Consider the following 23,285-nt stretch of genomic DNA (forward strand, 5'->3'; position numbering starts at 1 on the left):
TAAATATGATTTTATGATAACGCTTACAATTTTGATTATAAGTTAGGTTCCTGCGATTGTATGGAAGTATTTTCTATACAATCTTTTGATTATCTGCATTATTTTTAGGTTACTTTATCCTATTACTTTTTGCCTTGCTGATATTGTTTTGGAGAGCATCCCACCTGCTTTTTAAAGACACGACTGAAATAGTTAGGGTCTTTGTACCCGATACTGATGCTGATTTCCTTTAACGGTCGTTCGCGGTCCTGAAGCATCCGTTTTGCTTCCTGCATCCTTACACGCGTGACGTAATCAACAAATGACACTCCGGTTACTTCTTTAAACTGGTGGGAAAAATATGCAGGGCTCCACTGCACATATCCTGCCATATCTTCAAGCTGGAGCGGCTTGGCATAGTGATTTTTAACGTAGGCTTTTACTTTTTCAATCTGGTGATGCTCCCGAAAATGGAGCCCCCGGTATGCTCCCACAATATGAAGGAGACGCTTCCATTCCGCAGTATCCGACGGCATGTTCTCTTCTAGTGTACCGCCCATTTCCTTAACCAGCTCTTCAAGCTGAAGCCACAAATGTCTCCTGGATGATTTTTGGGGCTGGGTGTTCCACCATTCGCTCCAATAATAGACGGCAGCTTTTTCTTCCCCGGTCCGCAGTGCATTCACAATGGAGGAGACCCACTCGCTGCTCTGTTCCGGAAGCGCGTACTGATCTTTTTCAAGACTGGACAGTGCTTCCACATAAGCCTGGAAAAGCTGTTTCATGTCGTATTCCTTTTCAGAAACCCCTATCGCTGCTTTTTCCCCGAGTTCAAAATGCATGCGGCGGCGCAGGCGTTCGATCTCTTCAGATCCCCTGTTTTTGCCCGTATGGAAGAAAAAAGTCCGAAACCAGCCGCCCGGCTGACGGTCTGTAAGAAAAGAATCATTGGTCCACTGGGCTATTCTTTCTTCTATATCCTCCGGCATTTCCTCCTCCCGCATGACTGCTGCAAAACCGTATGAGCAGCCCGGCACTGCTTCTGTAAGAAGATCGGCATGGTTTTCGTACGCTTCTCCGTGACAGACGCTCTGGAAAAGGAGCTTTTGCATTCTGCTTCTGTATTGCTTCTGCTCCAGCCTGCTGCGGTTCACTGCCGCCTGCACACGTATGAGTGTTTGAATAGTCTCTTCTTTTTTGCCCGGCTTTAGCAAATACTCCTTTACGCCCAGTCCGAGCGCCTCCCGGGCATAGTCGAAGGAATCATAGGCAGTAACCATAATAAAATGGATACCGGCTGCCGCCTTCTGAATGCGCTGTATGGCTTCGAGGCCGTTACATCCCGGCATTTTAATATCCATCAGCACAATGTCCGGCTTACTTTCGATAGCCTGCTCCACTGCGTCGAGCCCGTTCTCTGCCTCCCCGATCACTGTGATTTCCGGTAAATGCGCCGCTATCAGCTTTTTCATCGCTTTACGTTCAAGCCATTCATCCTCTGCCATCAAAAGTCGTATCATCCTGCCTGCCCCCCTGCTTTCTGCCATTCTTTGACCGGCATACACAGCTTTACCGTGGTGCCTCGTGCCGGCACGGATTCTACATCCACAAGCTGCCCGGCCTGAAAGAATAATTCCAGACGCCTGCGTACGTTCTGCATGCCAAGACCAGTGGAATGACCAACGTGCGCTTCCTGCTCTTCCCCCGCACCAAGAAGCTGCTGGCGCTGCCGCTCGTTCATTCCTTTACCGTTATCCATCACCCGGACGACGATCTGACTGTTCTCCAGACGCACCTGCACACGTACTTCAGCATTTTCCTCCATTCCTTCCACTCCGTGAATAAAGGCATTCTCGATTACCGGCTGCAGCGTCAATCTCGGTATCGGGACATCAAGCTCATCTGTTTCAATTTCAATATGCGCAGACAAGCGGTTCCGGAACCTAGTTTCCTGTATATGAAAGTAGCTCCGGATCACTTCCAGCTCATCCCGAAGTGTTACTTCTTTTTCGATATTTCCAAGGCTGTAGCGCAACAGGGAAGAAACAGACTCTATCAATTCCGACGTTTCCTCCGCATCTTCCAAATAAGCCATTTTTGAAATCGTGTTCAGGGTATTGAATAAAAAGTGCGGATTAATTTGGTTCTGCAGATGCTTCAGCTCCAGCTGCTTCATGAGCTGATCCATTTCTGCCTTTTTTTCCATTTCGCCGACATACGTATGAATGTCTGTCCGCATACGGTTGAACGTACGGCCGAGAAGCTCCAGTTCGTCTCCGGAGCGGATACGGAGAGGCTCCCCCTGAAAGTGGCCGCGTGATACTTCCTCTGCTGCCCGGGATAATTCGCCGACCGGCTTTGTAATGCTTGAAGAGAAACGGAAGGCGATAAAAGCAGCAATCAATAGCGACGTGGCAAACAAGCATATAATAAAATAGCGAAACGAGGTATTGCGCTCCTGCAGCTGGGCATACAGCTGCTGGTACTCTGTTAGGGACTGATCGATAAGGGTCAGGGTGCTTTCCTGTATATATGCGTTCGACTGTTCGGTTTCTGCGAGATTGCTTCCGTATTTTTCGATATCCCCCTGAAGCACAAATCCGGCAGTCGTTTCGCTGTTTTGCTCGAGTGAATCAAGCAGCTGCATGTAGCTCTGCATTTCGACGGATCCAGGCTGATTTTCTTCATTACCCAGCTCTTCTGTCAGTGCTTTCATTTCCCCTGATGCCTGATAATAAGCGGCCCATGTTTCCTGTGAAGGGTTGGTCGCTATCTGCTGCGTCGCTGCTGTCCACTCTTCGGCCTGCCGGGAAATGGAATTCAGTAATACAAAGCGGTCAAAGCTCGAACTGTATTCATTAGTAATACGCTCTGAGCTCCAGTAAATACCGATTGCTACTGCGTTAAACAGCAGGATAAACGCAAAGGAAAAAAACAGCATTTTCGAACGAATAGACCGTATCACCGCTCCGTTCCCCCTTCCCGGGCAGCTTCAGAAGCTCTCCAAATAACGGTGTCTGTATGCTGTACCGCCGGCACGTACTGCTGTTGATTCAGCCGTGCCACATCATATACCGCCTGCTCCCCCATCTGCACGGGGTGCTGACGGACCGTGGCATCAATTGTGCCCTCTTCAAGCAGCTGTACTGTTTCGGGCAGTGTATCAAACCCGATCACATACAGGTCGCCGACCCCTTCAATCTCTTCGATTCCCTGCGCCATGCCGACAGCATCCAAAGCACTTGTGCCATACAGCGCCGTAATGGCAGGGTTCTCCTTTAATAAACTATAAGCGGCCTGGGCGGCTCCGATCTCGGAAATCCCGGAATACCCGATATCCTTGATTTCTACGCGGCTGCTTGCTTCTACAGTATCCCGGAATCCCTCCACCCTCTCCTGCTGATTGACCGTTTCTGCACTTCCGGAAACGATGCCGACATACTGCATTCCTTCTGTATTCCGAAGCAGCTCTTCACCTGCCAAAATCCCGGCTTCATAATTATCCGTCCCGATATAGGCACGCCTCCCGCTTTCCGATACGTCGCTGTCTACAGTGATGACCGGCACCCCCTTTTCGAGCGCTTTTTGTACCAGCTCCCTGAAAACAGGATCATCAATACCCTGGGTGATAATGGCGTCTACATTGCTTTCAATCATTCGGTTCATCGTTTCAAGCTGCTCATCTTTATCCGCTTTAGACGGCCCGTAAGTTTCGACGTAAATGCCCGCTTCTTCTCCGGCTTCAGTCGCGCCCTCTTTAATCTGTTCCCAGTAGGGATTTCCTGCTTCTTCCATAATGAGCGCTGCTCTCGTCTGGTACACTTCGTTTTCCTCTGAATTTACCGGCTCCACGTAAAAAGCCTTCGTACCAAAATAAACGGTTGCCGCCAGGCTGGCCAGACAGCCGAGAAAGAAAACAGCAAACATCCAACCCTTCCTCCGTTCGCCCACCACCGAGCTCCCCCTTTTATTGAAGCCGTTTACAAATTATTATATAACTTTTTCCAAAAATCGCCACCCTTTCTCCAGGAAAGAGCATAAAAAAGACACCGGATCCTTGACCCGGCGCCCACTGTTTATTCGTCTTCTGTTATTTCGAGTCCTTCTCCGGAGGCCTTGAGCTGGTCGTACGTGTAGACGGCAATGGCTGTATCCTGCACCCCGGTGCCTGTCAGGTCACAGAAGGTTACCTGCTCCATCGTTTCCCGGCCACGGGCATCTCCGCTGATAATCGCCCCGATTTCCACGGTGCTGCTTTCATCGATAACTCCTGCTTCTTTTGCCGTCCGGTGTTCACCGATGGAAAATACCTGCGAAGCCGCATCACAGGCAAGAATATCCACCGCTCCGAGTACGTCCGGCTCGATTTCATTCTTTTCCGAGGCATCTGAGCCCATAGCTGTAATATGAAGCCCCGGATGCAGCCATTCTTTTTTGATGAACGGCTCTGTAGACGGTGTCGTCGTAACGAGCACATCGCAGTTTCGTACTACTGTTTCAAGATCGGCAGCTTCCGTCGTAACACCAAGCTCATGCTCCATTTCACGCTGATACGCTTCAATCCGTTCTTTTTTGCGTCCGTACACATACACTTTTTCAATTGACGGCCGTACCATTTTCAGCGCCCGCAGCTGAAAGCGCGCCTGTGTGCCGGTTCCGACGATACCTGCAATCCTTGCCTCGTCTTTAGCCAAATACTTGGCTGCCGCGGCGCCGGCAATTCCTGTGCGCACATCGGTCAAATATCCATTGTCCTGAAGCACTGCTGCCGGGAAGCCGGTATCCGAATGAAACAAAAGCATCATGCCGCTAAGGCTTGGAAGTCCTTTGTCCGGGTTATCGAAAAAACCGGTCGAAATTTTCAGGGCAAACTGGTCCATGCCCTTGACGTAAGCCGTTTTTGCATCCATTTCACCATTTTTATCGGCAATGGGCATGCTGAGTACAGGAGGCATGGTTACTTCTCCTGCCTGCAGGCGCCGAAAGCCGTCTTCAATAAGGGAAAGCGCCTGCTGATTGACATCAATCGTATTTCTGATCGGTTTTTCTTTGAATAAATACAAGGACTCCGCCTCCTTTAAAATGTGCTGCTTTTATTATAGGAAACATTACACTAAATCAAAACCATTAATCATGAGAACGCTTAAATATCTGCAGAACGGGAATAGCGTACCATACTTTGATTAAAAGGCAGGTGGACGGTGTGAAATATCGTCAGTTGGGAAATACCGATCTAAAAGTAAGTGAATTGAGCTTTGGCACATGGGCCATTGGCGGCGCGTGGGGAGCAACAAACGATACCGAAGCGCTCAAAGGCCTCGAGGCTGCCATGGACGCCGGAGTGAATTTTTTCGACACGGCCGACGTGTACGGCGATGGACACAGCGAGGAATTGATTGGAAAAGCAACCAAAGGCAAAGAAGACAAGATTCACGTGGCCAGCAAATTTGCACGCGGCGGCGATATTAATGACCCAAATACTTATTCCAGGGAAAGTGTCACAGCCTACCTGGATGCTACACTGAAGCGTCTCGGACGCGAACGCCTGGATCTTTATCAGATTCACTGTCCGCCGATCGACATTTTAAAAGACGGCTCGGTATTTAAGGTACTTGATGACCTGCAGGCACAGGGGAAAATCCGCCACTACGGAGTCAGCGTGGAAACAGTGGAGGAAGGCATGGAATGCCTGCATTATCCAAATGTTAAGGCACTTCAGGTGATCTACAATATTTTCCGTCAGAAGCCGGCAGAACGGCTTTTTCCACAGGCGAAAAAGCAGGGCGTCGGTATCCTGACCCGCGTGCCGCTCGCAAGCGGACTGTTAACCGGAAAATATACAAAAGAAACGACATTCGCTGAAGACGACCACCGCAATTTCAACCGGGACGGAGACGCCTTCAATGTCGGAGAAACATTCGCCGGCCTTCCTTTTCAAAAAGGCGTAGAGCTCAGCACCTCCCTCCAGTGGATTAAAGAGCAGCGGGGCACAATGGCCCAGGCAGCTCTGCGCTGGATTCTGGATAACGAGGACGTCACCTGTGTCATACCTGGATTCCGTAACGAAAAACAGGTGACCGACAGCCTCGAAGCGATCAGTGTGCCCTCCTTCTCGAAAGAGGAGCAGGAGAAGCTGACAAAGTTTTATTTAGAGGACGTAGAGCCAAGCATCCGGGGCGGCTATTAAATCGTATGATTAAGACAGGTTTCACCCGGGTATTGTAACGAGTGGACAAACTATAACGCAAAGGAGCGATTATATATGGGAAGCCAATCCGTTTCCGAACTTACTGCAGGTACAAACTATAAAGCGAGTGAAATCGACAGCTTTGTAGAAAACAACCATGTCACGGTCATCTCCAACAATGAAAATCAGTTGTTTACAGAGCCGGACCGCGAGTACAAAGTCGTTTATAAATTCGGCGGCTACTTCGATCATTCCGAAGAACTCGCTGGTAAAAAATTCGTTGAGAAGCCAACGTACGTTGTAGAAAAAGTCTAAGTACAGATGAATCTGTGTTAAAGATGAAAGAAAAGCCGGCATCCTTTATTAGGGAGCCGGCTTTTTTTAATGCTTTTGGTCCATTGCCTGGGAAAGCGACGAGGCAATCGGTACATCCTGAAATCTGATGCCAAGATTGACGGAGGTTTGGGCGATTTCGGGACGCATGCCTGCCAGAACAGGCTGTACGCCAATCAGCTTTAACGAACGTATCAGCCCGAAAATCTGATGAGCGACGTGGGTATCGATGCCGGCTACGCCGGAAAGGTCAATAAACAATTCAGAGACCTGCTTTTTCGAGCACGCCTCAAGTGTGTGCTCGAGTATTACTGCAGCCCGTTCTTCGTCAATTTCTCCAATTAACGGAAGAAGGGCGGAGGATTTATTCAGAGAGATAACCGGAGCGCTCAGTTCATTAATAATGCTTTCCCTCGCTTCTAATTTCTGCAGGAGCAGCCGGTTGGATTTTTCCACGTAAGAAAGAATAATCTGATCCATGCCGTTTGTTACGAGCTCCCGAAGCTGTTCTTTCATATTGGCAGAGAGCTCTGCGTGCTCTTCCGCATAAAAGCGCTTCAAATAGGCAGTATACTGTTCCCTGTACCTCATCATTTCCCGGACGACCCGCGCATCCTTCGTCCGGAAGTATTTAGGATCACTGATAATGCCGTCTATCCATACTTCAAAGGTATTCTCCCATGTATTCCGGTCCTCGATAAAAATACTCGAGAAATATAAATGAAACTCATACGTCTGAGACTTCAGTTCCTCAACTTCTTTTGGGTCAGTCGTTGCGTAAGCAGATTCTCTGTCTGATTCCTCCAACGTTTCGTACCATGAATTCGCCATTTCCGCTGCGTGATTGACAAAATAGTCACGGATCAACTGGTTGGTGCTCATACGGCACCGTCTCCCTTCTGTATGCAGACTACTCATATCCTTTTCCGTGTTCCTTAAAAAAGGTGAAACTAAACGAGGAAAATTATGACTCCGGCTGGAGCTGACGGGACCTCCGTAACGTCCACTGGTCTTTTTCAAGATGTGCTTTAAAGCGGTTCATGATCCACAGATGAATAAACGCCTGGGTATATTGATAAAAGTACCATGGCATAGCCGGAACATAATCATGTACCGCTACAATGCACTGGTTCGTGTGAGGAATTTTACGAAATTCCAGCCGGCCCCGTTCTCCTTCATTTACCTGTGCAAGGAGTCCGCCGGTAATATAGTACAGTGCCCGGTCTTCTTCGCTGCGCTCCTTGGAATAGGAAAGCTCGAGAAATGTTCTTTTCATAAAGGCAGGCCGCAGGCCGTACTGGTAGCGATCGGTCGTTTCCACCTTTACGAATGGGCGCAGAAGCTTCGGCAGCCACTTTATATAATAACGGGCCGTCCAGTCTGCGTCTCTTCCACTTGGGATGGTGACACGCTGGACAGAGCGTACATTCCGCTCGACAGGTGCCGGCTTCAGGCGTGCCAGAATCGAGGACTGCTCCTTCCTGCTTTCCTTCAGAGAGTTTTCTGCCGCCTCCCGGAATGGAATTTTTCCATCACTGATGCCCTTCACACTTTTGGCAGGGTCAGCCACCATTGGATGGATCAGACTTTCAATCAGTGGATAAACCAGGCTTTTCGGCGTCCCGGTAGTTACACTCACCCACAGTCTTGAAAGGCGCACGGTGAAAAAAGGCACGGTAACTGCGTAGCGCTTTTTCCCCATCACCTTTGAAGTGATATTCATCATTTTCCGGTAGGTCATTACATCCGGCCCTCCGACGTCGATCGAACGGTTGTAGAGCGATTCTTCCCCGATACTTTTTTGCAGACTGTTTAATACGTCGGCAAGGGCGATCGGATGGGTTTTGGTCTGCGTCCATTTCGGAAGGATCATGACCGGCAGCCGTTTTACCAGCTTTGCGAGAATAGGAAAAGAGGATCCCTGCGGGCCGACGATTAGCCCTGCACGTATAGCGGTCACCGGCGTCCGGTACGATTTCAGGATATTTTCTACTTCCAGCCGGCTGCTTAAATGGCGGGACAGCCGGTCGGCTTCAGGAATAATGCCGCTCAAATAAACGACCTGCTTCACCTGCTTCTGCTCGGCGGCACGCGCGAAATTATCGGCAAGGATAACGTCCATATCTTCAAAGCTTCCTTGAGTTAACTTGGACGTCGGCATCATCGAATGAACTAAGTATAAAGCGTAATCTGCACCTTCGAGTGCCTGTTCCGCGTCTTTTAATGAAAATAAGTCACACGAGCGCCATGTTACATGCTCCTCGTTTTCTTTTGTGTCTATGTTTCTCGACAGAGCAATAATATCCGCGTGCTTTTTCAGTTCCTTCATCAGGTTCCTTCCGATATATCCACTAGCGCCAGTAATAGCTATGACCGGTCTCCGGCCGTTTATATCCTCCATGCTTGCACGCTCCTTTTCCCTTATAAGCTTTACATACACCATTCCCTAATTTCTCCGCCGCTAATTACATATTTATTTTAGAAATAATCCACTGCGCAATTATCACTGTAACAAAGCTGACGAGAAATCCGAAAACTACAAAAGCAAGCACCCACAGCCATCCTCTGTCGAGATTCAACCCGGCGAGCAGACCAATCACTGCCCACGTCAACGCTGTCGGCAGCGCATATTTTAACGCATTTTCCATCGAGTCATTCCCCCTCTTCTGCTCCTTTCCCGTTTCGATTTCCTCCCAACACGTAAGTTCATCATTTGTTCACAATTATATATTTTCTGTACTTGCATCACTTTGTGAAATAGTGCACAATATAAATAGATAAAGATTGCTCATTCATTCACATGATTCATATTCGAAAGGGGATTTTATACATGAAAAGAAATCACGTCCACCGGGTTGTTGTTATCGGAGCCGGAGCTGTCGGCAGCGGCTATGCATTTTCGTTAATTAATCAGGGCGTCGTCGAGGAGCTCGTGATCATCGATCTGGATGAGCGCAAGGCCGAAGGGGACGTGATGGATCTCAATCACGGTAAAGCCTTTGCCCCGCATCCTACTAAAACATGGTTTGGCACCTATGAAGACTGCCAGGATGCCGACATTGTCTGTATTACTGCCGGTGCCAACCAAAAACCCGGGGAAAGCCGTCTCGATCTTGTAGGCAAAAACACGGCTATATTTAAAAATATCGTCGGTCAGGTGATGGATAACGGCTTTGACGGAATATTCCTTATTGCCACTAACCCTGTGGATATTCTTACGTATGCCACCCAGCAGTTCAGCGGGCTTCCAAGAGAACGGGTCATTGGAAGCGGGACAATTCTGGATACCGCCCGCCTGCGGTTTATGCTGAGTGACTATTTTGATACTGCTGCCCAGAATGCCCACGCCTATATCATTGGTGAACACGGCGACACATCGCTTGCCGTCTGGAGCCAGGCAAACGTCGGCGGCCGAAACGCAGTAGAACTCGCAGATGAAAAAGAAAACAAAAATGTGAAGGAAATGAAAGGCATGATTAAAGACGTCCGCGGGGCTGCCTATGAGATCATTGAGCGTAAGGGCGCCACCAGCTATGGCATCGCAATGGGACTCACCCGTATTACAAACGCGATTCTTAAAAACGAAAACAGCGTTTTGACCGTCAGCGCCCACCTTGACGGCCAGTACGGAGAAAATAATCTGTGCATCGGTGTGCCGGCCGTCATTAACCGCGAGGGAATACGGGAAGTGATCGAACTGCCACTGAATGAAGAGGAAGCCCAAGACTTCCACCACAGCGCAGAGACACTCCGCAGCGTATGGGAAAATGCGAACGGCCAAGCTGCTAATTAAGCAGGTCTCTTATTATACAAATACAGCCCTTCCACTGCGAAGGGTTTTTTCACGTCTCCACCCCCCTGAAGCGCACGGATTCCCCATTTCGGGGCAATGTATGTTAGAATTTGAAGGAATAGTAACATACTAGTGAGAAGGAGCCTGAATGTATGAGTATTTCACGTAACGATCCGTGTCCTTGCGGCAGCGGTAAAAAATACAAAAAATGCTGCGGCGATCCCGCCAACCAGCCAGCTTATACGACTGAAGAAGTAACCAACATACAGCTGGATCTTGCAGCCGCTGCGAACAAAGACAGCCGGAAGGATTTCAGCCATTATTACCGCCGGGTCTACCGGCCGAACTATTTCCCTTATGCCTGGCATAAATTTGTCCAAAACCTGGCGCTTGCCGACTTTTTACTGCACGGCAATGAGCGCAGGGAATGGATGAATATCCATCAGCAGATAGAGCAGAACAGTCAGCACCCGCGGCTTCAGCGGCTTTATTCCAACTGGACCGGGCATAACCTGTCATTATTTCGTTTGAATAAAATGACCGACGACTGGTACGAAGTCACTGACCTGTTGAGCGATGAAGTTCACCACATTGAACCACTGTCCTTTTTCCGCGACCTGCAGGAAAACATTGTATTCCTCGCCTTTTTAGTTCCTGTGGAGGACAAATGGTATCCAATGCTCGGCCTGCTGCCGTTTCATCCGGACTTCGGCGATGACGTCATTAAAAGTGTTACCGGCTCTGTTCCGGATAACGAAGCGGATAAAGCCGGCTGGATCACGCATCACCTGCCGGACGTGCTTCGCACACTTAAGGATGATCTTCAGGAAAAATACCAGGAAGCAGATAGCACCTCCACCACCCCGTCTGAAACAGGTTCAGATGCTGCGGCCGATACAACAGAGACCGCTGCGGCATCCACTTCAGGCCTGAACGACGACCAGCAGAAGGTAGTGGAGGCGCTCGAAAGCTCCGATCAGCTGTCTAAAGACGCAGCAGCTGCAGCTTCAGAGCTGTGGGCACGCTTTTGTGAACAGGAAAATCCTGTTATCCGCAAGCCGGAAGCCCAGGCAGCAGCCCTTGAATACGCAGTAGGAGGCGGCACCCAGAAAGAAATCGCCGAACGCTACGGCGTGGCCTCGTCCACTATTCGTACGCAGTGGAAAAAGATGGAGCCTTATACGTCAAATGAAAATGCATAAACAGTAAACGGCCTGCAGGGGTTTATCCCTGCAGGCCGTTTACTGCTTCAGAAAGAACGTTTCTTTTTTCGTTTTTTCAAGGCAAGCATGCGGCTTCCAGTAAGCGCCAGATGAATAGAGGCAGCCATCAGTATAAGATCAAGCTCAAAGCCCCCAATCAGCCCCTGCTGCCATTTGACCGTTACAATCGCTCCAAGCATAATGAGTGCAAACAGCCCCGCCACGACACGCGTCAGCAGTCCTAGAATCAGTAAAATTCCTCCCGCGGCTTCGATGACTGCTACAGCGTAAGCCGTGCCTTCCGGCATGCCCATGCTGCCAAACGATGCAGCCTGGTCACCCATTCCGTTCAGTAATTTATCTGCTCCGTGGGCTAAAAATATCACGCCTGTCACGACCCGGAGGATCAACAGTCCGGCTTCGATATTTTTCATATGATTTCCTCCTTTTTCTTTTTCATTAGTATGCGGAACTACTGCAAATTTGAAAAGGCACTATACGAAGATACGTGATTTCTGCCTATAAAAAAAGAGACCGGAAACGGTCCCTTTTCACAGCTTTTTCTCAAGCCAGATGCGTTCATCTGTTAACTCCTCTTTCACCTGAAAGCCCGCGGCCTGCAGCATATCAATAAATTCCGGGTACCGGTGGGCAAGCTTCGTCTGCACCACCTCATAACCCTGCTCCCGGGCATGAATAAGAACGTTGCCGACAAGACGGCTTCTCCATCCGTCATCTTCAAACGCTTCTTCCATGCCGTTCAGCCAGCTGTACCATACGCTTTCATCTTTCGCGTAGCTGATGTCGTAGCCGAGTATTTTCCCTTCCTCCCGCGCTACCTGCACGAGAGACGCCTCTGCCTGTTCGAGAGTCTGGTGCATTGGTTCCATTTTTTCAAAAAGCTGAGCGTGTAAATATAGGATACCCTGCAGCACTTCGCTTGGAGGCATGCCTTCGTATTTTTCTATCTGCATCGTAATTGTTCCTTCCTTCCATCACTAACTTCTACGGCAAGTGTAGCATATGCAGGCACGGTTTATCTTTCCTACCGCCTTTTTCAAGTTCATGTTACCATGTAAAGTGATATGAAAAGATGTCCCGATGCACGAATACATACCAGAACGTAGTTGAGGAGATCGATGAGTCATGGAACTAACATTAAATCTGTATTACCTTTTATTTATCGGCCTGGCATTAAATGCCGCTATTTACGTCATCGCCCGCATTAAACAGCACGGCCGCCGGCACCGGTTCGCCGCAGCGAATGTAACATTTATCGCCTTTTTCTCTGTATTAATTTTAAGCATTGTATTCACCCGCTGGATCGGGCCCGACTTATTCGTCGTAAGCGTCGGCATGATTTTTATGTTCGTTATCGCCGCCCTTTTGGATAAAAAAATAGGGGCAGCCTAAAAGCAGACAGAGGCACTATGCCCTGTCTGTTTTTAGGCTGATAGATAGGTGCTTCGCATGTATCCAGGCATCATACGGATTTACCCTGGAGCCTTTGAATTTCCTGCATTAATAAATTAAGTTCTTCCTGGGCACTGTTTATCGAAGCTGTTAATTTGCCGAGCTCGATATTGGCGGTTTGATACAGGCACTTTGTGAGTTTATCGATAGAGTCAGAATTAGCAATTTTAGCATTGCCTATGGATTGGGACATACAATTTGCAGCTATTTTGAACAGCCTCCTTGAGTCACTTTTTAATTGGATAATCATCTATTAAATGCATTCGATCCATTATATTATACCTATAAATTCCTGTTTATTATAACACAAACCAAGAAAGTTCATAGTAATATAGTAATGAACTGGATTCACAATTATTTTCTTCTCCTGGTGGATAGAAAACAGGCAGAGCCGCTGGGCCCTGCCTGTTTTTATTATGAAATTTTCATCCGCTGAAGGCGCAGGGCATTCAGCACAACAGAAACGGAACTGAACGCCATGGCTGCCCCGGCCACCCACGGAGCGAGCAGGCCGATAGCCGCAATAGGAATGCCGACGGAATTATACACAAATGCAAAGAATAAATTTTCTTTAATGTTTTTCATCGTGGCCCGGCTCATAAGCACAGCATCAGCAGCGCTGTTTAAATCCCCGCGCATCAGCGTGATGTCGGCTGCCTCCACGGCGATATCCGTTCCTGTACCAACAGCCATCCCGATATCAGCTGTCGCAAGCGCCGGTGCATCGTTAATGCCATCTCCGACCATCGCTACGCGCCGGCCTTCACGCTGCAGCCGCGTGACTTCGCTGCTTTTCTGCTCCGGCAGCACGCGCGCAATTACGCGATCGATCCCTACTTCGGCTGCAATGGCGCGGGCAGTCTTTTCGTTATCGCCGGTAATCATGACGACTTCAAGTCCTGCTGCCTGCATGCGTTCCACTGCCCGTCTGGATGTTTCTTTCACTGTATCAGCTACGGCAATCCACCCGGCAAAACGGTCGTTTACTGCGACTCCCATCACTGTTTTTCCCTGATCTTCCATTGCTTCATTTTCTGCACTTTCCGGTATACCTTCCACCCGGCGCTCCGCCAGCCAGGCACTCGTTCCGACCACTACAGTACCGGCGTCCGTGGCTGCAAGCACCCCTTTGCCGGGTACTGCTTCAAACGAAGACGCCCTCGGCAGCGTAATATTTTTCTGTCCCGCGTCCCGGACAATCGCCTGGGCGAGCGCATGCTCGGAGGATTCCTCCGCGCCGGCCGCGTGCATCAACAGCTCCTGTTCTGTCCAGCCGGCTGCCGGCACAATATCAGTCACTGCCGGCTCCCCTTTTGTAATTGTGCCGGTTTTATCGAGCAGAATCGTCTCTACGGCTCCCGTGCTTTCCAAATACTGTCCGCCTTTAAAGAGCACGCCGTTTTCAGCCGCTCTGCCCGAACCTGCCATAATGGATGTCGGTGTTGCGAGACCAAGAGCACATGGGCAGGCAATAACAAGGATGGCAATGGTCGGCAGAAGCGCCGCTTCAAGCGATCCGGGCTGCACAAAAAGAATCCAGGTGAGAAAGGTCAAAGCCGCGATTCCAATCACAATCGGCACAAACACTCCGGATACCCGGTCGGCGAGGCGCTGGATCTCCGCCTTTCCGCCCTGCGCTTCCTCAACGACCCGCACAATCTGCGATAACGCCGTGTCCTTGCCGACCCGGGTCGCACGCATGCGGATACGCCCGTTTCCATTCACTGTCGCTCCAATCACCGTGTCCCCGGTATCTTTGTCCACCGGAATACTTTCGCCTGTAAGCATGGACTCATCCACAGACGAGCGGCCGTCAATGACCTCCCCGTCCACCGGCACTCTCGCTCCCGGCTTCACATGGACGATGTCGCCCTCCTGAACATCTTCGCTCTTTATTTCTGTTACTTCCCCGCCCCGTTCCACCAGGGCAGTTTCGGCTTTTAATGAAAGCAGCGACTTGATGGCACGCGAGGTGCGACCCTTCGCTTTCGCTTCAAACCATTTACCGAGAAGAATGAGGGTAATAATCACAGCCGAAGTTTCAAAATACAGACCTTCGGACGCATTGCCCGTCAGCACAAAGTACAGGCTGTAAAAATAGGCAGCCGAGGTTCCAAGAGCAACCAGCACGTCCATATTGGCACTGCCGCTCCGCAGTGATTTATAGGCGCTCCGGTAAAACGTGGAGCCGATCACAAACTGAACCGGCGTTGCAAGACCGACCTGCACCCACGGGTTCATCAGTGCTTCCGGAGCCCAGAGAAAGGACAGAAATCCGAAATGGGACACCATCGTCCATACAAGCGGGAGGGTCAAAAGCGCAGAAATCAGCAGCTGCCATCCTTTTTTCCGCTGCTCTTTTTCTCTAGGCTCCTCCGTCTCTTCTTCGGTCCGTTCGGTTAACCCATACCCTAATTTGTCTACTGCCTGTTTCATATCTTCTACAGAAACTTCCCCGTCCAGATAGTGAACCGTGGCACGCTCCATCGCCAGGTTGACGGTAGCTTCCGACACACCCGGCATTTTATTCAGCTTCTTTTCGACCCGGTTGGCACAGGCTGCACATGTCATTCCGGAGACGTCAAATACTGCTTCGCTGCGACGGACGCTGTAGCCGGTCTGTTCTACTTTTTCTTCCATGTCATGCGGCGATACCTCATCTGGATCATACTGCACCGAAAGCTGTTCGGTTGTTAAGTTAACGGAGGCTTCCGAGACCCCCTCCATTTTCCCTACCTGCTTTTCAATTCTCCGGGAGCAGGCCGCACAGGTCATACCCTCTACGGATGCGTTCCAGCGGGAAAGATTGTTATTGGTTTTCTGCTTTTCCATACCGGCACCTCATTTCCATTGCAGGCTTTCTTTTAATATTATACCCCCGTATAGTATTTAGCAAACAAAACTGTGATAAAAAAGCGGATCGTGGCTGCACGATCCGCTCCTTATTAATCATTTATGCAGATACAACATCGTATCCCTGATCATCTATCGCTTCATCAATATCTTTTCGTGAAGTTACTTCAGGATTATATTCTACGTCTACGGCACCTGTATCGAGGTTTACTTTCACGCTGGAAACGCCCTGCAGTTCGCCGACGCCGCCTTCTACCGCAGAGACGCAGTGTCCACAGCTCATTCCTTCTACCTGGATCGTTTCTTTTTTCATTTCAACCATCCTTTCTGTACCTTCATTATATAATACGCCTGTGGGGTATTGTCAAAAATCACTTCATCATCCGGCGCATAACGGTCATCAGCTCTTCAATGGATTCTTCGCCTTCGCCCTCTTTAATGGCATTCGCCACACAGTGCGAGGTATGGTCCTCCATTAATGCCAGCGATACTTTGTTGGTTGCAGACTGAATAGCTGCAATCTGGTTTAAAATATCGACACAGTACCGATCGTTTTCCACCATATCGTGAACGCCGCGCACCTGTCCTTCAATACGCTTTAACCTGTTCAGCATTTGTTGTTTATTAGGTTGGACGGTCCTTTTATTGCCTGAAGCATGCTCCATACTGTCCACTCCTTCTTATCGCTTATTTACCGCTAGTTTACTAGGTGGAGCGGCGTTAATCAATTTTTATGATTTATGGAAAAGCACAATTTTTGTTTTAATTTTTAAAAATTTTCAATTTAGGGTTGCGTAAAATGAAAGCGTTTTCTATAATAAAGTCATTCTTCCAAAACGTTTCGGAGGCTAACTATGAATACCATAAAAGATATCGCTAAAGCAGCCGGCGTTTCCGTCACTACTGTTTCGAGAGCTTTGAATGGATACAGCGACGTCAATGAACAGACACGCCAGCGTATTCAGGAGATCGCTGAACAGCTGGACTATACGCCAAACCACATCGCCCGCGGCCTCGTTATGAATCGTTCGAAGACAATTGGGCTCTTAACCTCCCAATCCTTTCCGTCCAATCCGAAGGATACGTTCACACTTGATATTCTGGCCGGTGTAAACGAATACGCCAACGAATGCGGTTATGACCTTATCCTGTTTCAATCCCGTCCTACCGGGGACCGTACGTATTACCAAATGTGCCGGGAACGACAGCTCGAAGGGGTCATCACCCAGAACCTCCCCCATGACCACTCCGCCACCGAAGAATTGGCGGCTACCGGGCTTCCATGCGTATTTATCGACAATCATGTGGAAAGCGGTAACGCAAGCTTTGTCACTACTGATAATGCTGACGGCGCCCGTCAGGCGCTGGTACATTTGATCGGACTTGGTCATGAACACATCGCATTTATTAACGGCCATCATTACGCCTACGTATCCAAAGAACGCCGGAAAGGCTACGAAGAAACACTTCGGGAGTCCGGTCTTCCCTACCGGGAGGAATACGTGCGGGAGGCAGCCTTCGATGAAAAAAAGGCTGAGCAGGAAGCGCTCGGGCTGCTTAAGGCCCATCCGCACATCACCGCCGTCTTTTGCGCAAGTGATTTAATGGCTCACGGGGTCATGCGGGCAACTCATCATCTTGGGTACGTTCTGCCGCGGGATTTATCGATCATCGGCTTTGACGATCTCGTACTCGCGGAGTATTTTTCCCCGCCCCTGACCACTGTCCGTCAGGACCGGTACACGCTGGGGCGCAAAGCCTGTGAATTACTTATTGAGAAGATTGAAGGAAGAGATACACCTGCCAGCCTGATAATTCCTGCTTCGTTAACCGTGCGGGAATCCACCGGCATTCCGGTAAGCAGGTAGGTTCTTTCCTGCTTCTCTCTGGCATCCAAAACGTTTCGGATATTTTGAAATCGATTTCACATAAGGAGGAATAGGCATGAAGAAAGCTGCAGCCGTTACAGGAGCGTTTATAATGCTCACCGGATGTTCAACTGCGGACATCTCCCCCACTGCTGAGGACGAAGTCACAATTACGTACGCCCGCGGTGTGGATACGACTAACGCCACAGATGCCACGATCAAGGCATTTGAAGAAGAGCATCCAAACATCAATGTGGATGTACGGGAGATGCCGCCTGATACGGGAGAACAGCACAACCAGTACGCTACGATTTTAAGCAGTGGCAGTGATGAAATCGACGTATTTGCGGCTGACGTCGTCTGGCCGGCGGAATTTGCCCAGGCCGGCTATGCGCTTCCGCTCGACCGTCTGATTGAAAGAGACAACGTCGATATTGATGCCCATTTCCCGGCCACTATTGAATCCACCTCCTATAACGGACGGCAGTTTGCCATGCCATCGTATACAGATGCCGGGCTGTTGTTTTACCGGAACGATATTGTAGACGAGCCGCCGGAAACCTGGGAAGAGCTCGAAACGATGGCTGCAGACCTTCAGGGTGAAGAAGGCACCTCCTTCGGCTACTCGATGCAGGCTTCCCAGTATGAGGGCCTCGTCACTAATGCCATTGAATACATCGGTGCCTACGGCGGCCAGATCATTAACGAAAATCAGGAAGTAGTCGTTAATTCTCCGGAGGCCATTGAAGGTATCCAAAAAATGATCGATATAACCCAGTCCGACTTTGTACCAAACAACATTCTTAATTTCCAGGAAATTGAAACAGAAAACGCGTTTATAAATGGTAACACCGTTTTTGCCAGGAACTGGCCGTACCTGCTGTCTACTTCCACCGACCCGGAAATCTCCAATATTCCTGACAATGTCGGCTTCACCACGCTCCCTTCAGGCAGCGACGGCACCGCTTCTGCTCTCGGCGGATGGACCACCATGATCAATAAAAACTCCGAAGAAGTTGAAGCCTCCTGGGAATTCGTGAAATTTATGTCCAGTGAGCAGGGCCAGAAAATCGGTGCTCTCGAAGGCAGCCGGGCTCCTACTATTGAGTCTTTGTATGAAGATGAAGACATCCAGGAAGCAAACGCTCTGTTTGCGGATGATGCCTTCGTCGAAACGCTTCAAAATGCAGTGCCGCGTCCAGTCACAGCAGATTATCCCGAAGTATCGGATATTATGCAGATTGAACTTTCGCGGGCAGCGGCAGGAGAAATTACGGCTGAAGAAGCTGCTGCCAATATGGAACGCAAATTGAACGCCGTTTTGAATGAAGAATAACACGGATTCAAAGGAGGAAGCCCCATGGCTGGAAAACCTGGACGCAAATTTCAATTAAATGAAAAACAATTAGGCTACGCAATGGTCGCCCCGGCGCTCGTTTTGATTCTTCTCGTCGTTATATGGCCCATTATGCTTTCCGGCTGGAACAGCCTGTTTGACTACCGGCTGAATGACCCTACCAAGTCGGAGCGAATCATGAGCGAAAGCCTGAACCTCGAGGAATACGCCGATAACCGGTACCTTGTCGAGCAAAATGTCAATGAGTTAAGCGAGGCTTATCCGGAAGGAGAGGAAACGTTTAACGAAACCTGGGCAGTCGTCCAGGAGCATCATGAAGAGCTTGTGGCTGATGACGCCATGGCTTCAAGCTATCAGGAAGTTAACAGCATGCTGAATGACTACGAGCCGATCACAGATGACAACCTGCGTATCCAATCCATCGACGGCTCGTGGGGCAGCGACTTTGAAGCTGCAATGGATGAACAGATCGAAGCCGTTAATTCCTTGCAGCAACAGGCGGACGGGGACACGGCAGTGGAAATAGGCTATCTTTCCGCCCAGCTTGGCAATCTGCAGGGCTCGGTGCTCTCCTCGAACTTTGTCGGCCTGCAGAATTACGCGGATTACCTGCTCGATGGACGGACCTGGACCGCTTTGACAAATACGACCTTCTTTACGATCGTTTCCGTCGGCGCTGAGCTGATTATCGGTCTTGGTGTCGCACTGCTAATCAACCGGACCTTCAAAGGACGCGGCATCGTCCGGGCTTCGGTTCTCGTACCGTGGGCCATTCCAACAGCTGTAGCTGCCATGATGTGGAGCTATCTGTTCGATGGACAGTCCGGGATTGTCGCTCACTATATGGCAGCGGTTGGCTTAATTTCTGACCCGGGCGCTCTTTTAACGACGGCTTCGGGATCCATGTTTTCCATTATATTCGCAGACGTCTGGAAAACGACGCCTTATATGGCACTTCTTCTGCTTGCCGGGCTGCAGACGATACCAAATACGCAGTATGAAGCAGCAGAAGTCGATGGAGCTGGCAGAATACAGAAGTTCTTCTTTGTAACCCTGCCACTGTTAAAATCAGCAATTCTTGTCGCCCTTCTCTTCCGGACCCTGGATGCCTTCCGCGTATTTGACCTGATTTATGTGCTGACCGGCGGCGGTCCGGCAAACGCCACGGAATCGATTTCCGTTTTTGCCTACAAAGCCCTGTTTGAACAGCAGAACTTCGGTGCCGGCTCTGCCCTTTCCGTCATAGTATTTGTCTGTGTGGCCATCATCAGCTTTATATTCGTTAAGCTGCTTGGCTCAGACCTGTTTCCGGAAAGAGCGAAAAAATAAGTGGAAGGAGTGACTGTACATGTTTAAAAACCAAGCCGGTATCCGGTTTTATATCTTCCTGGCTATCTTCGTATTTCTCGTTATGTTTCCATTCATCTGGATCTTTTTAACTTCCCTGAAGCCCCAGAATGAGTTGACGTCGTTCGCCTGGTTTACATCCAACGCCACACTTGAGTCCTATGCGTCAGCGATTACGACGAGGCCGCTGTTCCGTTACATGCTCAACAGCTTTGTCGTTTCCGGCCTGACTACGGTGTTATCGCTCTTGATTGCTTCGTTTACGGCCTATGCGGTTACGCGGCTGCCTATCCGCGGCAAGACTTTAATTTTAGGTCTTGTACTGGCCTCATCGATGTTCCCGCCAATTGCGATTTTGTCTCCAATCTTTAACTTTGTGACAGACACGGGACTTCGCAACAGCTACATCGGTCTCGTTATTCCGTACATCACCATCAGCCTGCCGCTCGCGATTTGGATTCTGGCCACCTTTTTTCAAAAAATCCCCTGGGAGCTTGAAGAATCAGCCAAGCTGGACGGCGCTACGCCATTTCAGACGTACCGTCAGATCATCCTGCCGCTCGCTACCCCAGGCATCTTTACTACGGCGATTCTTGTTTTCGTCGCCGCCTGGAACGAATATCTTTTCGCCCTGGCGATCAATACCGCTGATGCCTGGCGGACGATCCCGGTCGGCATTTCGTTCTATCAGAGCGAATACACAGTCCCATGGGGCGACATTTCGGCTGCCACCGTTATTGTTACGATACCTATCGTTATTCTCGTTCTGATTTTCCAACGCCGGATTGTTTCCGGGCTTACGAGCGGTTCAGTAAAAGAATAAGCATCACTATATAAAAAGGAGTGGAAATCCCATGAAAACAGTAAATATCGGTGTCATCGGGTGCGGAAGCATCGCGAGAAACCGCCACATTCCAGAATATGAAGCAAATCAACATACCACTATCCGGGCCGTCTGTGACCTGGTGAAGGAGCGCGCCGAAGAAACAGCTTCCCGTCTCGGGGCTTCGGCCTATACGGATTATCACGAACTGTTAAAGGATGAATCGATTGAGGCGGTCAGCGTGTGTACATCTAATCATATGCATGCCCGGATCAGCATCGACGCCCTGGCTGCCGGCAAGCACGTGCTCTGTGAAAAACCGATGGCGACAAGCGAACAGGAAGCTGAAGAAATGATCGAAGCTGAAAAACGCAGCGGTAAAAAATTAATGATCGCCCATAACCAGCGTTTCGTGCCTTCACACGTGAAGGCGAGAGAGCTGATTGCAAATGGCGACCTGGGGAAAATCTTCAGCTTCCGGACCACATTTGGACACGGCGGCCCGGAGGGGTGGAGCATCGATGGCAAGGACAGCTGGTTCTTCCGCAAGGAGGAAGCATTTATCGGCGCCATGGGAGATCTTGGAGTGCACAAATCCGACCTGATTCAATTTCTGCTTGATGAGCCGGTGACCCAGGTAGCTGCTTTCGTGGAAAACAATGCGAAGGAAAATATTACAGTGGATGATAACGCTGTATGCCTGCTTAAAACAACAGGAGGCTTAATCGGAACCCTCACGGCCAGCTGGGCTTATGTTCCCGAGGAAGACAACTCAACGATCATTTATGGCGAAAAAGGCACCCTCCGCCTTGAAGACGACCCGGTTCATTCGCTGACTGCCCACTATACCAACGGGCATACGGTCCGCTACGAGCTGGGCGGCATTCAGACCAATGACGCCGGCGGCCAGGAAAGCTCCGGGGTGATTAACGCCTTTACTGAAAGCATCATCTCGAACACGGAGGTGCCGGTAACCGGAGCAGATGGAAAGCAAGCCCTCGCTGTTATTCTGGCAGCTCTTGCCTCCAGCGAGCGCGGCCAGTTTGTGACTATTGGGAAGGAAGGTGTTCAATAATGAAAATCGGCGTTTTCACCGTCCTGTATGCTGATTTGGCTTTTACAGATATGCTCGATAAGGTTAAACGTGCCGGAGTGCAGGCCGTAGAGCTAGGCACTGGCGGCAACCCGGGCAATGACCATGCAGATGTAGACAGGCTGTTAAACAGCGAAGATGCACGCAAACAGTTCCAGGAAGCACTGGATGCCCGGGGCTTAACCGTCAGTGCACTCAGCTGCCACGCCAATCCAATCTCCCCGGACCCGGCTGAAGCAAAGGATGCGGACGAAACGTTCAAAAAAACCGTGCAGCTTGCCAGCCAGCTGAATATTCCGGTCGTTAATACGTTCTCCGGTGTCGCCGGAAGCGACGAAAGCGCCAAGCACCCAAACTGGCCGGTCGCCCCGTGGCCGAGTGCGTATTCGGACATTTACAACTGGCAGTGGGAGCAAAAGCTCATTCCATATTGGAGGGAAGCCGGCAGCTACGCTAAAGAACACGGCGTAAAGGTCGGCATTGAGCCTCATGGCGGTTTCCTCGTTCATACGCCGTACACGGTGCTGAAGCTTCGGGAAGCAACCAACGATGCGGTAGGTGCTAACCTTGATCCGAGTCATATGTGGTGGCAGGGGATCGACCCGGTAGCCGCGATTAAAATTCTTGGAAAAGAAGGAGCCATCCACCACTTTCACGCCAAGGATACGTATATCGACCAGGACAACGTCAACATGTACGGCCTCACCGATATGCAGCCTTACAGCAGCGTGCAGACCCGTGCCTGGAGTTTCCGGTCGGTCGGCTTCGGCCACGGCATGAAGGAATGGAGCGATATGATCAGCGCGCTTCGGACGTTCGGCTACGACCATGTTGTCAGCATCGAGCATGAAGACCCGATCATGTCACTTGATGAAGGCTTCGAGCGAGCTGTGCAAAATCTGAATTCCGTCAATATTTCCGAGCGTCCGGTCGACATGTGGTGGGCGTGATCCCTCCGTATTAAAAAAGCTGCTCCC

The 23,285-nt window shown here is 50.0% G+C and carries 24 protein-coding genes; 11 read left to right on the forward strand and 13 right to left on the reverse strand.

Annotated elements, in window-relative coordinates; genetic code table 11:
* Window positions 1–122: 122 nt before the first annotated feature.
* From ACTRXG_RS06435 to ACTRXG_RS06450, 4 genes are all read right to left on the reverse strand, one after another.
* Entirely contained in the window at window positions 123–1,499 is a 1,377-nt protein-coding gene (locus tag ACTRXG_RS06435; protein ID WP_474284357.1) for a response regulator transcription factor, read from the reverse strand.
* On the reverse strand, window positions 1,496–2,944 hold the full coding sequence (locus tag ACTRXG_RS06440) for a sensor histidine kinase (RefSeq protein WP_474277965.1): 1,449 nt from the start codon (window positions 2,942–2,944) through the stop codon (window positions 1,496–1,498). The genes ACTRXG_RS06435 and ACTRXG_RS06440 overlap by 4 nt, the downstream gene beginning before the upstream one ends.
* Entirely contained in the window at window positions 2,941–3,930 is a 990-nt protein-coding gene (locus tag ACTRXG_RS06445; RefSeq protein WP_474284358.1) for a substrate-binding domain-containing protein, read from the reverse strand. Before ACTRXG_RS06445 ends, ACTRXG_RS06440 begins: the two co-directional genes overlap by 4 nt.
* Window positions 3,931–4,055: 125 nt before the next feature.
* Window positions 4,056–5,042, reverse strand: a complete 987-nt coding sequence (locus tag ACTRXG_RS06450) for a cyclodeaminase (RefSeq protein WP_474277961.1) — start codon at window positions 5,040–5,042, stop codon at window positions 4,056–4,058.
* A gap of 140 nt (window positions 5,043–5,182) precedes the next feature.
* Here ACTRXG_RS06450 and ACTRXG_RS06455 point away from each other — a divergent pair, with 140 nt between their 5' ends.
* Window positions 5,183–6,166: an aldo/keto reductase gene (locus ACTRXG_RS06455; RefSeq protein ID WP_474284359.1), complete on the forward strand. Its 984-nt coding sequence runs from the start codon at window positions 5,183–5,185 to the stop codon at window positions 6,164–6,166.
* 75 nt (window positions 6,167–6,241) lie between these two features.
* Window positions 6,242–6,481, forward strand: coding sequence for a hypothetical protein (locus tag ACTRXG_RS06460; RefSeq protein WP_474262381.1), 240 nt, complete (start codon window positions 6,242–6,244; stop codon window positions 6,479–6,481).
* Window positions 6,482–6,547: 66 nt separating this feature from the next.
* Here ACTRXG_RS06460 and ACTRXG_RS06465 read toward each other — a convergent pair whose 3' ends face one another.
* The 3 genes from ACTRXG_RS06465 to ACTRXG_RS06475 form a co-directional block, all read right to left on the reverse strand.
* Window positions 6,548–7,381 (reverse strand): STAS domain-containing protein, encoded by an 834-nt coding sequence (locus ACTRXG_RS06465; protein ID WP_474262382.1) that lies wholly within the window; start codon window positions 7,379–7,381, stop codon window positions 6,548–6,550.
* 82 nt (window positions 7,382–7,463) lie between these two features.
* A complete protein-coding gene (locus ACTRXG_RS06470) occupies window positions 7,464–8,900 on the reverse strand; it encodes an NAD(P)H-binding protein (protein WP_474262383.1) in 1,437 nt (478 codons plus the stop codon).
* 64 nt (window positions 8,901–8,964) lie between these two features.
* Window positions 8,965–9,147: a hypothetical protein gene (locus tag ACTRXG_RS06475; RefSeq protein WP_091613249.1), complete on the reverse strand. Its 183-nt coding sequence runs from the start codon at window positions 9,145–9,147 to the stop codon at window positions 8,965–8,967.
* Window positions 9,148–9,329: 182 nt separating this feature from the next.
* Between ACTRXG_RS06475 and ACTRXG_RS06480 the strand changes: the two genes are divergently transcribed.
* Both ACTRXG_RS06480 and ACTRXG_RS06485 read left to right on the forward strand, forming a co-directional pair.
* Entirely contained in the window at window positions 9,330–10,292 is a 963-nt protein-coding gene (locus ACTRXG_RS06480) for an L-lactate dehydrogenase (RefSeq protein ID WP_474284361.1), read from the forward strand.
* Between the two features lie 152 nt (window positions 10,293–10,444).
* Entirely contained in the window at window positions 10,445–11,494 is a 1,050-nt protein-coding gene (locus ACTRXG_RS06485; protein ID WP_474284362.1) for an SEC-C metal-binding domain-containing protein, read from the forward strand.
* Window positions 11,495–11,541: 47 nt separating this feature from the next.
* Here the strand turns inward: ACTRXG_RS06485 and ACTRXG_RS06490 are convergent, their stop codons facing one another.
* Window positions 11,542–11,928, reverse strand: coding sequence for a DoxX family protein (locus ACTRXG_RS06490; protein WP_474262386.1), 387 nt, complete (start codon window positions 11,926–11,928; stop codon window positions 11,542–11,544).
* Between the two features lie 117 nt (window positions 11,929–12,045).
* Window positions 12,046–12,468: a hypothetical protein gene (locus ACTRXG_RS06495; RefSeq protein ID WP_474282136.1), complete on the reverse strand. Its 423-nt coding sequence runs from the start codon at window positions 12,466–12,468 to the stop codon at window positions 12,046–12,048.
* A 172-nt stretch (window positions 12,469–12,640) separates the two neighbouring features.
* Between ACTRXG_RS06495 and ACTRXG_RS06500 the strand changes: the two genes are divergently transcribed.
* On the forward strand, window positions 12,641–12,907 hold the full coding sequence (locus tag ACTRXG_RS06500; RefSeq protein WP_474262388.1) for a hypothetical protein: 267 nt from the start codon (window positions 12,641–12,643) through the stop codon (window positions 12,905–12,907).
* Window positions 12,908–12,977: 70 nt separating this feature from the next.
* On the opposite strand, the gene ACTRXG_RS06505 is transcribed toward ACTRXG_RS06500, so the two are convergent.
* The 4 genes from ACTRXG_RS06505 to ACTRXG_RS06520 all read right to left on the reverse strand — a co-directional run bounded on the left by ACTRXG_RS06505 (window position 12,978) and on the right by ACTRXG_RS06520 (window position 16,494).
* Entirely contained in the window at window positions 12,978–13,160 is a 183-nt protein-coding gene (locus ACTRXG_RS06505; protein WP_474262389.1) for a hypothetical protein, read from the reverse strand.
* 221 nt (window positions 13,161–13,381) lie between these two features.
* Complete coding sequence (locus ACTRXG_RS06510; protein WP_474284363.1) at window positions 13,382–15,799, reverse strand: heavy metal translocating P-type ATPase; 2,418 nt, start codon at window positions 15,797–15,799, stop codon at window positions 13,382–13,384.
* A gap of 121 nt (window positions 15,800–15,920) precedes the next feature.
* Window positions 15,921–16,133, reverse strand: coding sequence for a copper chaperone CopZ (copZ, locus tag ACTRXG_RS06515; RefSeq protein ID WP_474282130.1), 213 nt, complete (start codon window positions 16,131–16,133; stop codon window positions 15,921–15,923).
* A gap of 58 nt (window positions 16,134–16,191) precedes the next feature.
* Window positions 16,192–16,494 (reverse strand): metal-sensitive transcriptional regulator, encoded by a 303-nt coding sequence (locus ACTRXG_RS06520; RefSeq protein WP_474262393.1) that lies wholly within the window; start codon window positions 16,492–16,494, stop codon window positions 16,192–16,194.
* A 180-nt stretch (window positions 16,495–16,674) separates the two neighbouring features.
* Here ACTRXG_RS06520 and ACTRXG_RS06525 point away from each other — a divergent pair, with 180 nt between their 5' ends.
* From ACTRXG_RS06525 to ACTRXG_RS06550, 6 genes are all read left to right on the forward strand, one after another.
* Window positions 16,675–17,688: a LacI family DNA-binding transcriptional regulator gene (locus ACTRXG_RS06525; RefSeq protein ID WP_474284364.1), complete on the forward strand. Its 1,014-nt coding sequence runs from the start codon at window positions 16,675–16,677 to the stop codon at window positions 17,686–17,688.
* Between the two features lie 76 nt (window positions 17,689–17,764).
* On the forward strand, window positions 17,765–19,024 hold the full coding sequence (locus ACTRXG_RS06530; protein ID WP_474284365.1) for an ABC transporter substrate-binding protein: 1,260 nt from the start codon (window positions 17,765–17,767) through the stop codon (window positions 19,022–19,024).
* Between the two features lie 24 nt (window positions 19,025–19,048).
* Window positions 19,049–20,374, forward strand: coding sequence for a carbohydrate ABC transporter permease (locus ACTRXG_RS06535; protein WP_474262396.1), 1,326 nt, complete (start codon window positions 19,049–19,051; stop codon window positions 20,372–20,374).
* A 19-nt stretch (window positions 20,375–20,393) separates the two neighbouring features.
* The gene (locus ACTRXG_RS06540) at window positions 20,394–21,215 is read left to right on the forward strand and encodes a carbohydrate ABC transporter permease (RefSeq protein ID WP_462865690.1); all 822 of its coding nucleotides are present in this window, start codon (window positions 20,394–20,396) and stop codon (window positions 21,213–21,215) included.
* A 31-nt stretch (window positions 21,216–21,246) separates the two neighbouring features.
* Window positions 21,247–22,290: a Gfo/Idh/MocA family protein gene (locus ACTRXG_RS06545; protein WP_474277952.1), complete on the forward strand. Its 1,044-nt coding sequence runs from the start codon at window positions 21,247–21,249 to the stop codon at window positions 22,288–22,290.
* A complete protein-coding gene (locus ACTRXG_RS06550; RefSeq protein WP_474284366.1) occupies window positions 22,290–23,258 on the forward strand; it encodes a sugar phosphate isomerase/epimerase family protein in 969 nt (322 codons plus the stop codon). The genes ACTRXG_RS06545 and ACTRXG_RS06550 overlap by 1 nt, the downstream gene beginning before the upstream one ends.
* Window positions 23,259–23,285: the final 27 nt, after the last annotated feature.

The sequence above is a fragment of the Marinococcus sp. LNSP9103-4 genome (assembly GCF_056034345.1).

Excerpts from the sequence above, each read along its gene's own strand:
- ACTRXG_RS06435 (WP_474284357.1), bottom strand. The coding sequence starts at position 1,499 with ATGATACGACTTTTGATGGCAGAGGATGAATGGCTTGAACGTAAAGCG.
- ACTRXG_RS06460 (WP_474262381.1), top strand. The coding sequence starts at position 6,242 with ATGGGAAGCCAATCCGTTTCCGAACTTACTGCAGGTACAAACTATAAA.
- ACTRXG_RS06465 (WP_474262382.1), bottom strand. The coding sequence starts at position 7,381 with ATGAGCACCAACCAGTTGATCCGTGACTATTTTGTCAATCACGCAGCG.
- ACTRXG_RS06470 (WP_474262383.1), bottom strand. The coding sequence starts at position 8,900 with ATGGAGGATATAAACGGCCGGAGACCGGTCATAGCTATTACTGGCGCT.
- ACTRXG_RS06475 (WP_091613249.1), bottom strand. The coding sequence starts at position 9,147 with ATGGAAAATGCGTTAAAATATGCGCTGCCGACAGCGTTGACGTGGGCA.
- ACTRXG_RS06480 (WP_474284361.1), top strand. The coding sequence starts at position 9,330 with ATGAAAAGAAATCACGTCCACCGGGTTGTTGTTATCGGAGCCGGAGCT.
- ACTRXG_RS06485 (WP_474284362.1), top strand. The coding sequence starts at position 10,445 with ATGAGTATTTCACGTAACGATCCGTGTCCTTGCGGCAGCGGTAAAAAA.
- ACTRXG_RS06490 (WP_474262386.1), bottom strand. The coding sequence starts at position 11,928 with ATGAAAAATATCGAAGCCGGACTGTTGATCCTCCGGGTCGTGACAGGC.
- ACTRXG_RS06495 (WP_474282136.1), bottom strand. The coding sequence starts at position 12,468 with ATGCAGATAGAAAAATACGAAGGCATGCCTCCAAGCGAAGTGCTGCAG.
- ACTRXG_RS06500 (WP_474262388.1), top strand. The coding sequence starts at position 12,641 with ATGGAACTAACATTAAATCTGTATTACCTTTTATTTATCGGCCTGGCA.
- ACTRXG_RS06505 (WP_474262389.1), bottom strand. The coding sequence starts at position 13,160 with ATGTCCCAATCCATAGGCAATGCTAAAATTGCTAATTCTGACTCTATC.
- ACTRXG_RS06510 (WP_474284363.1), bottom strand. The coding sequence starts at position 15,799 with ATGGAAAAGCAGAAAACCAATAACAATCTTTCCCGCTGGAACGCATCC.
- copZ (WP_474282130.1), bottom strand. The coding sequence starts at position 16,133 with ATGAAAAAAGAAACGATCCAGGTAGAAGGAATGAGCTGTGGACACTGC.
- ACTRXG_RS06525 (WP_474284364.1), top strand. The coding sequence starts at position 16,675 with ATGAATACCATAAAAGATATCGCTAAAGCAGCCGGCGTTTCCGTCACT.
- ACTRXG_RS06530 (WP_474284365.1), top strand. The coding sequence starts at position 17,765 with ATGAAGAAAGCTGCAGCCGTTACAGGAGCGTTTATAATGCTCACCGGA.
- ACTRXG_RS06535 (WP_474262396.1), top strand. The coding sequence starts at position 19,049 with ATGGCTGGAAAACCTGGACGCAAATTTCAATTAAATGAAAAACAATTA.
- ACTRXG_RS06540 (WP_462865690.1), top strand. The coding sequence starts at position 20,394 with ATGTTTAAAAACCAAGCCGGTATCCGGTTTTATATCTTCCTGGCTATC.
- ACTRXG_RS06545 (WP_474277952.1), top strand. The coding sequence starts at position 21,247 with ATGAAAACAGTAAATATCGGTGTCATCGGGTGCGGAAGCATCGCGAGA.
- ACTRXG_RS06550 (WP_474284366.1), top strand. The coding sequence starts at position 22,290 with ATGAAAATCGGCGTTTTCACCGTCCTGTATGCTGATTTGGCTTTTACA.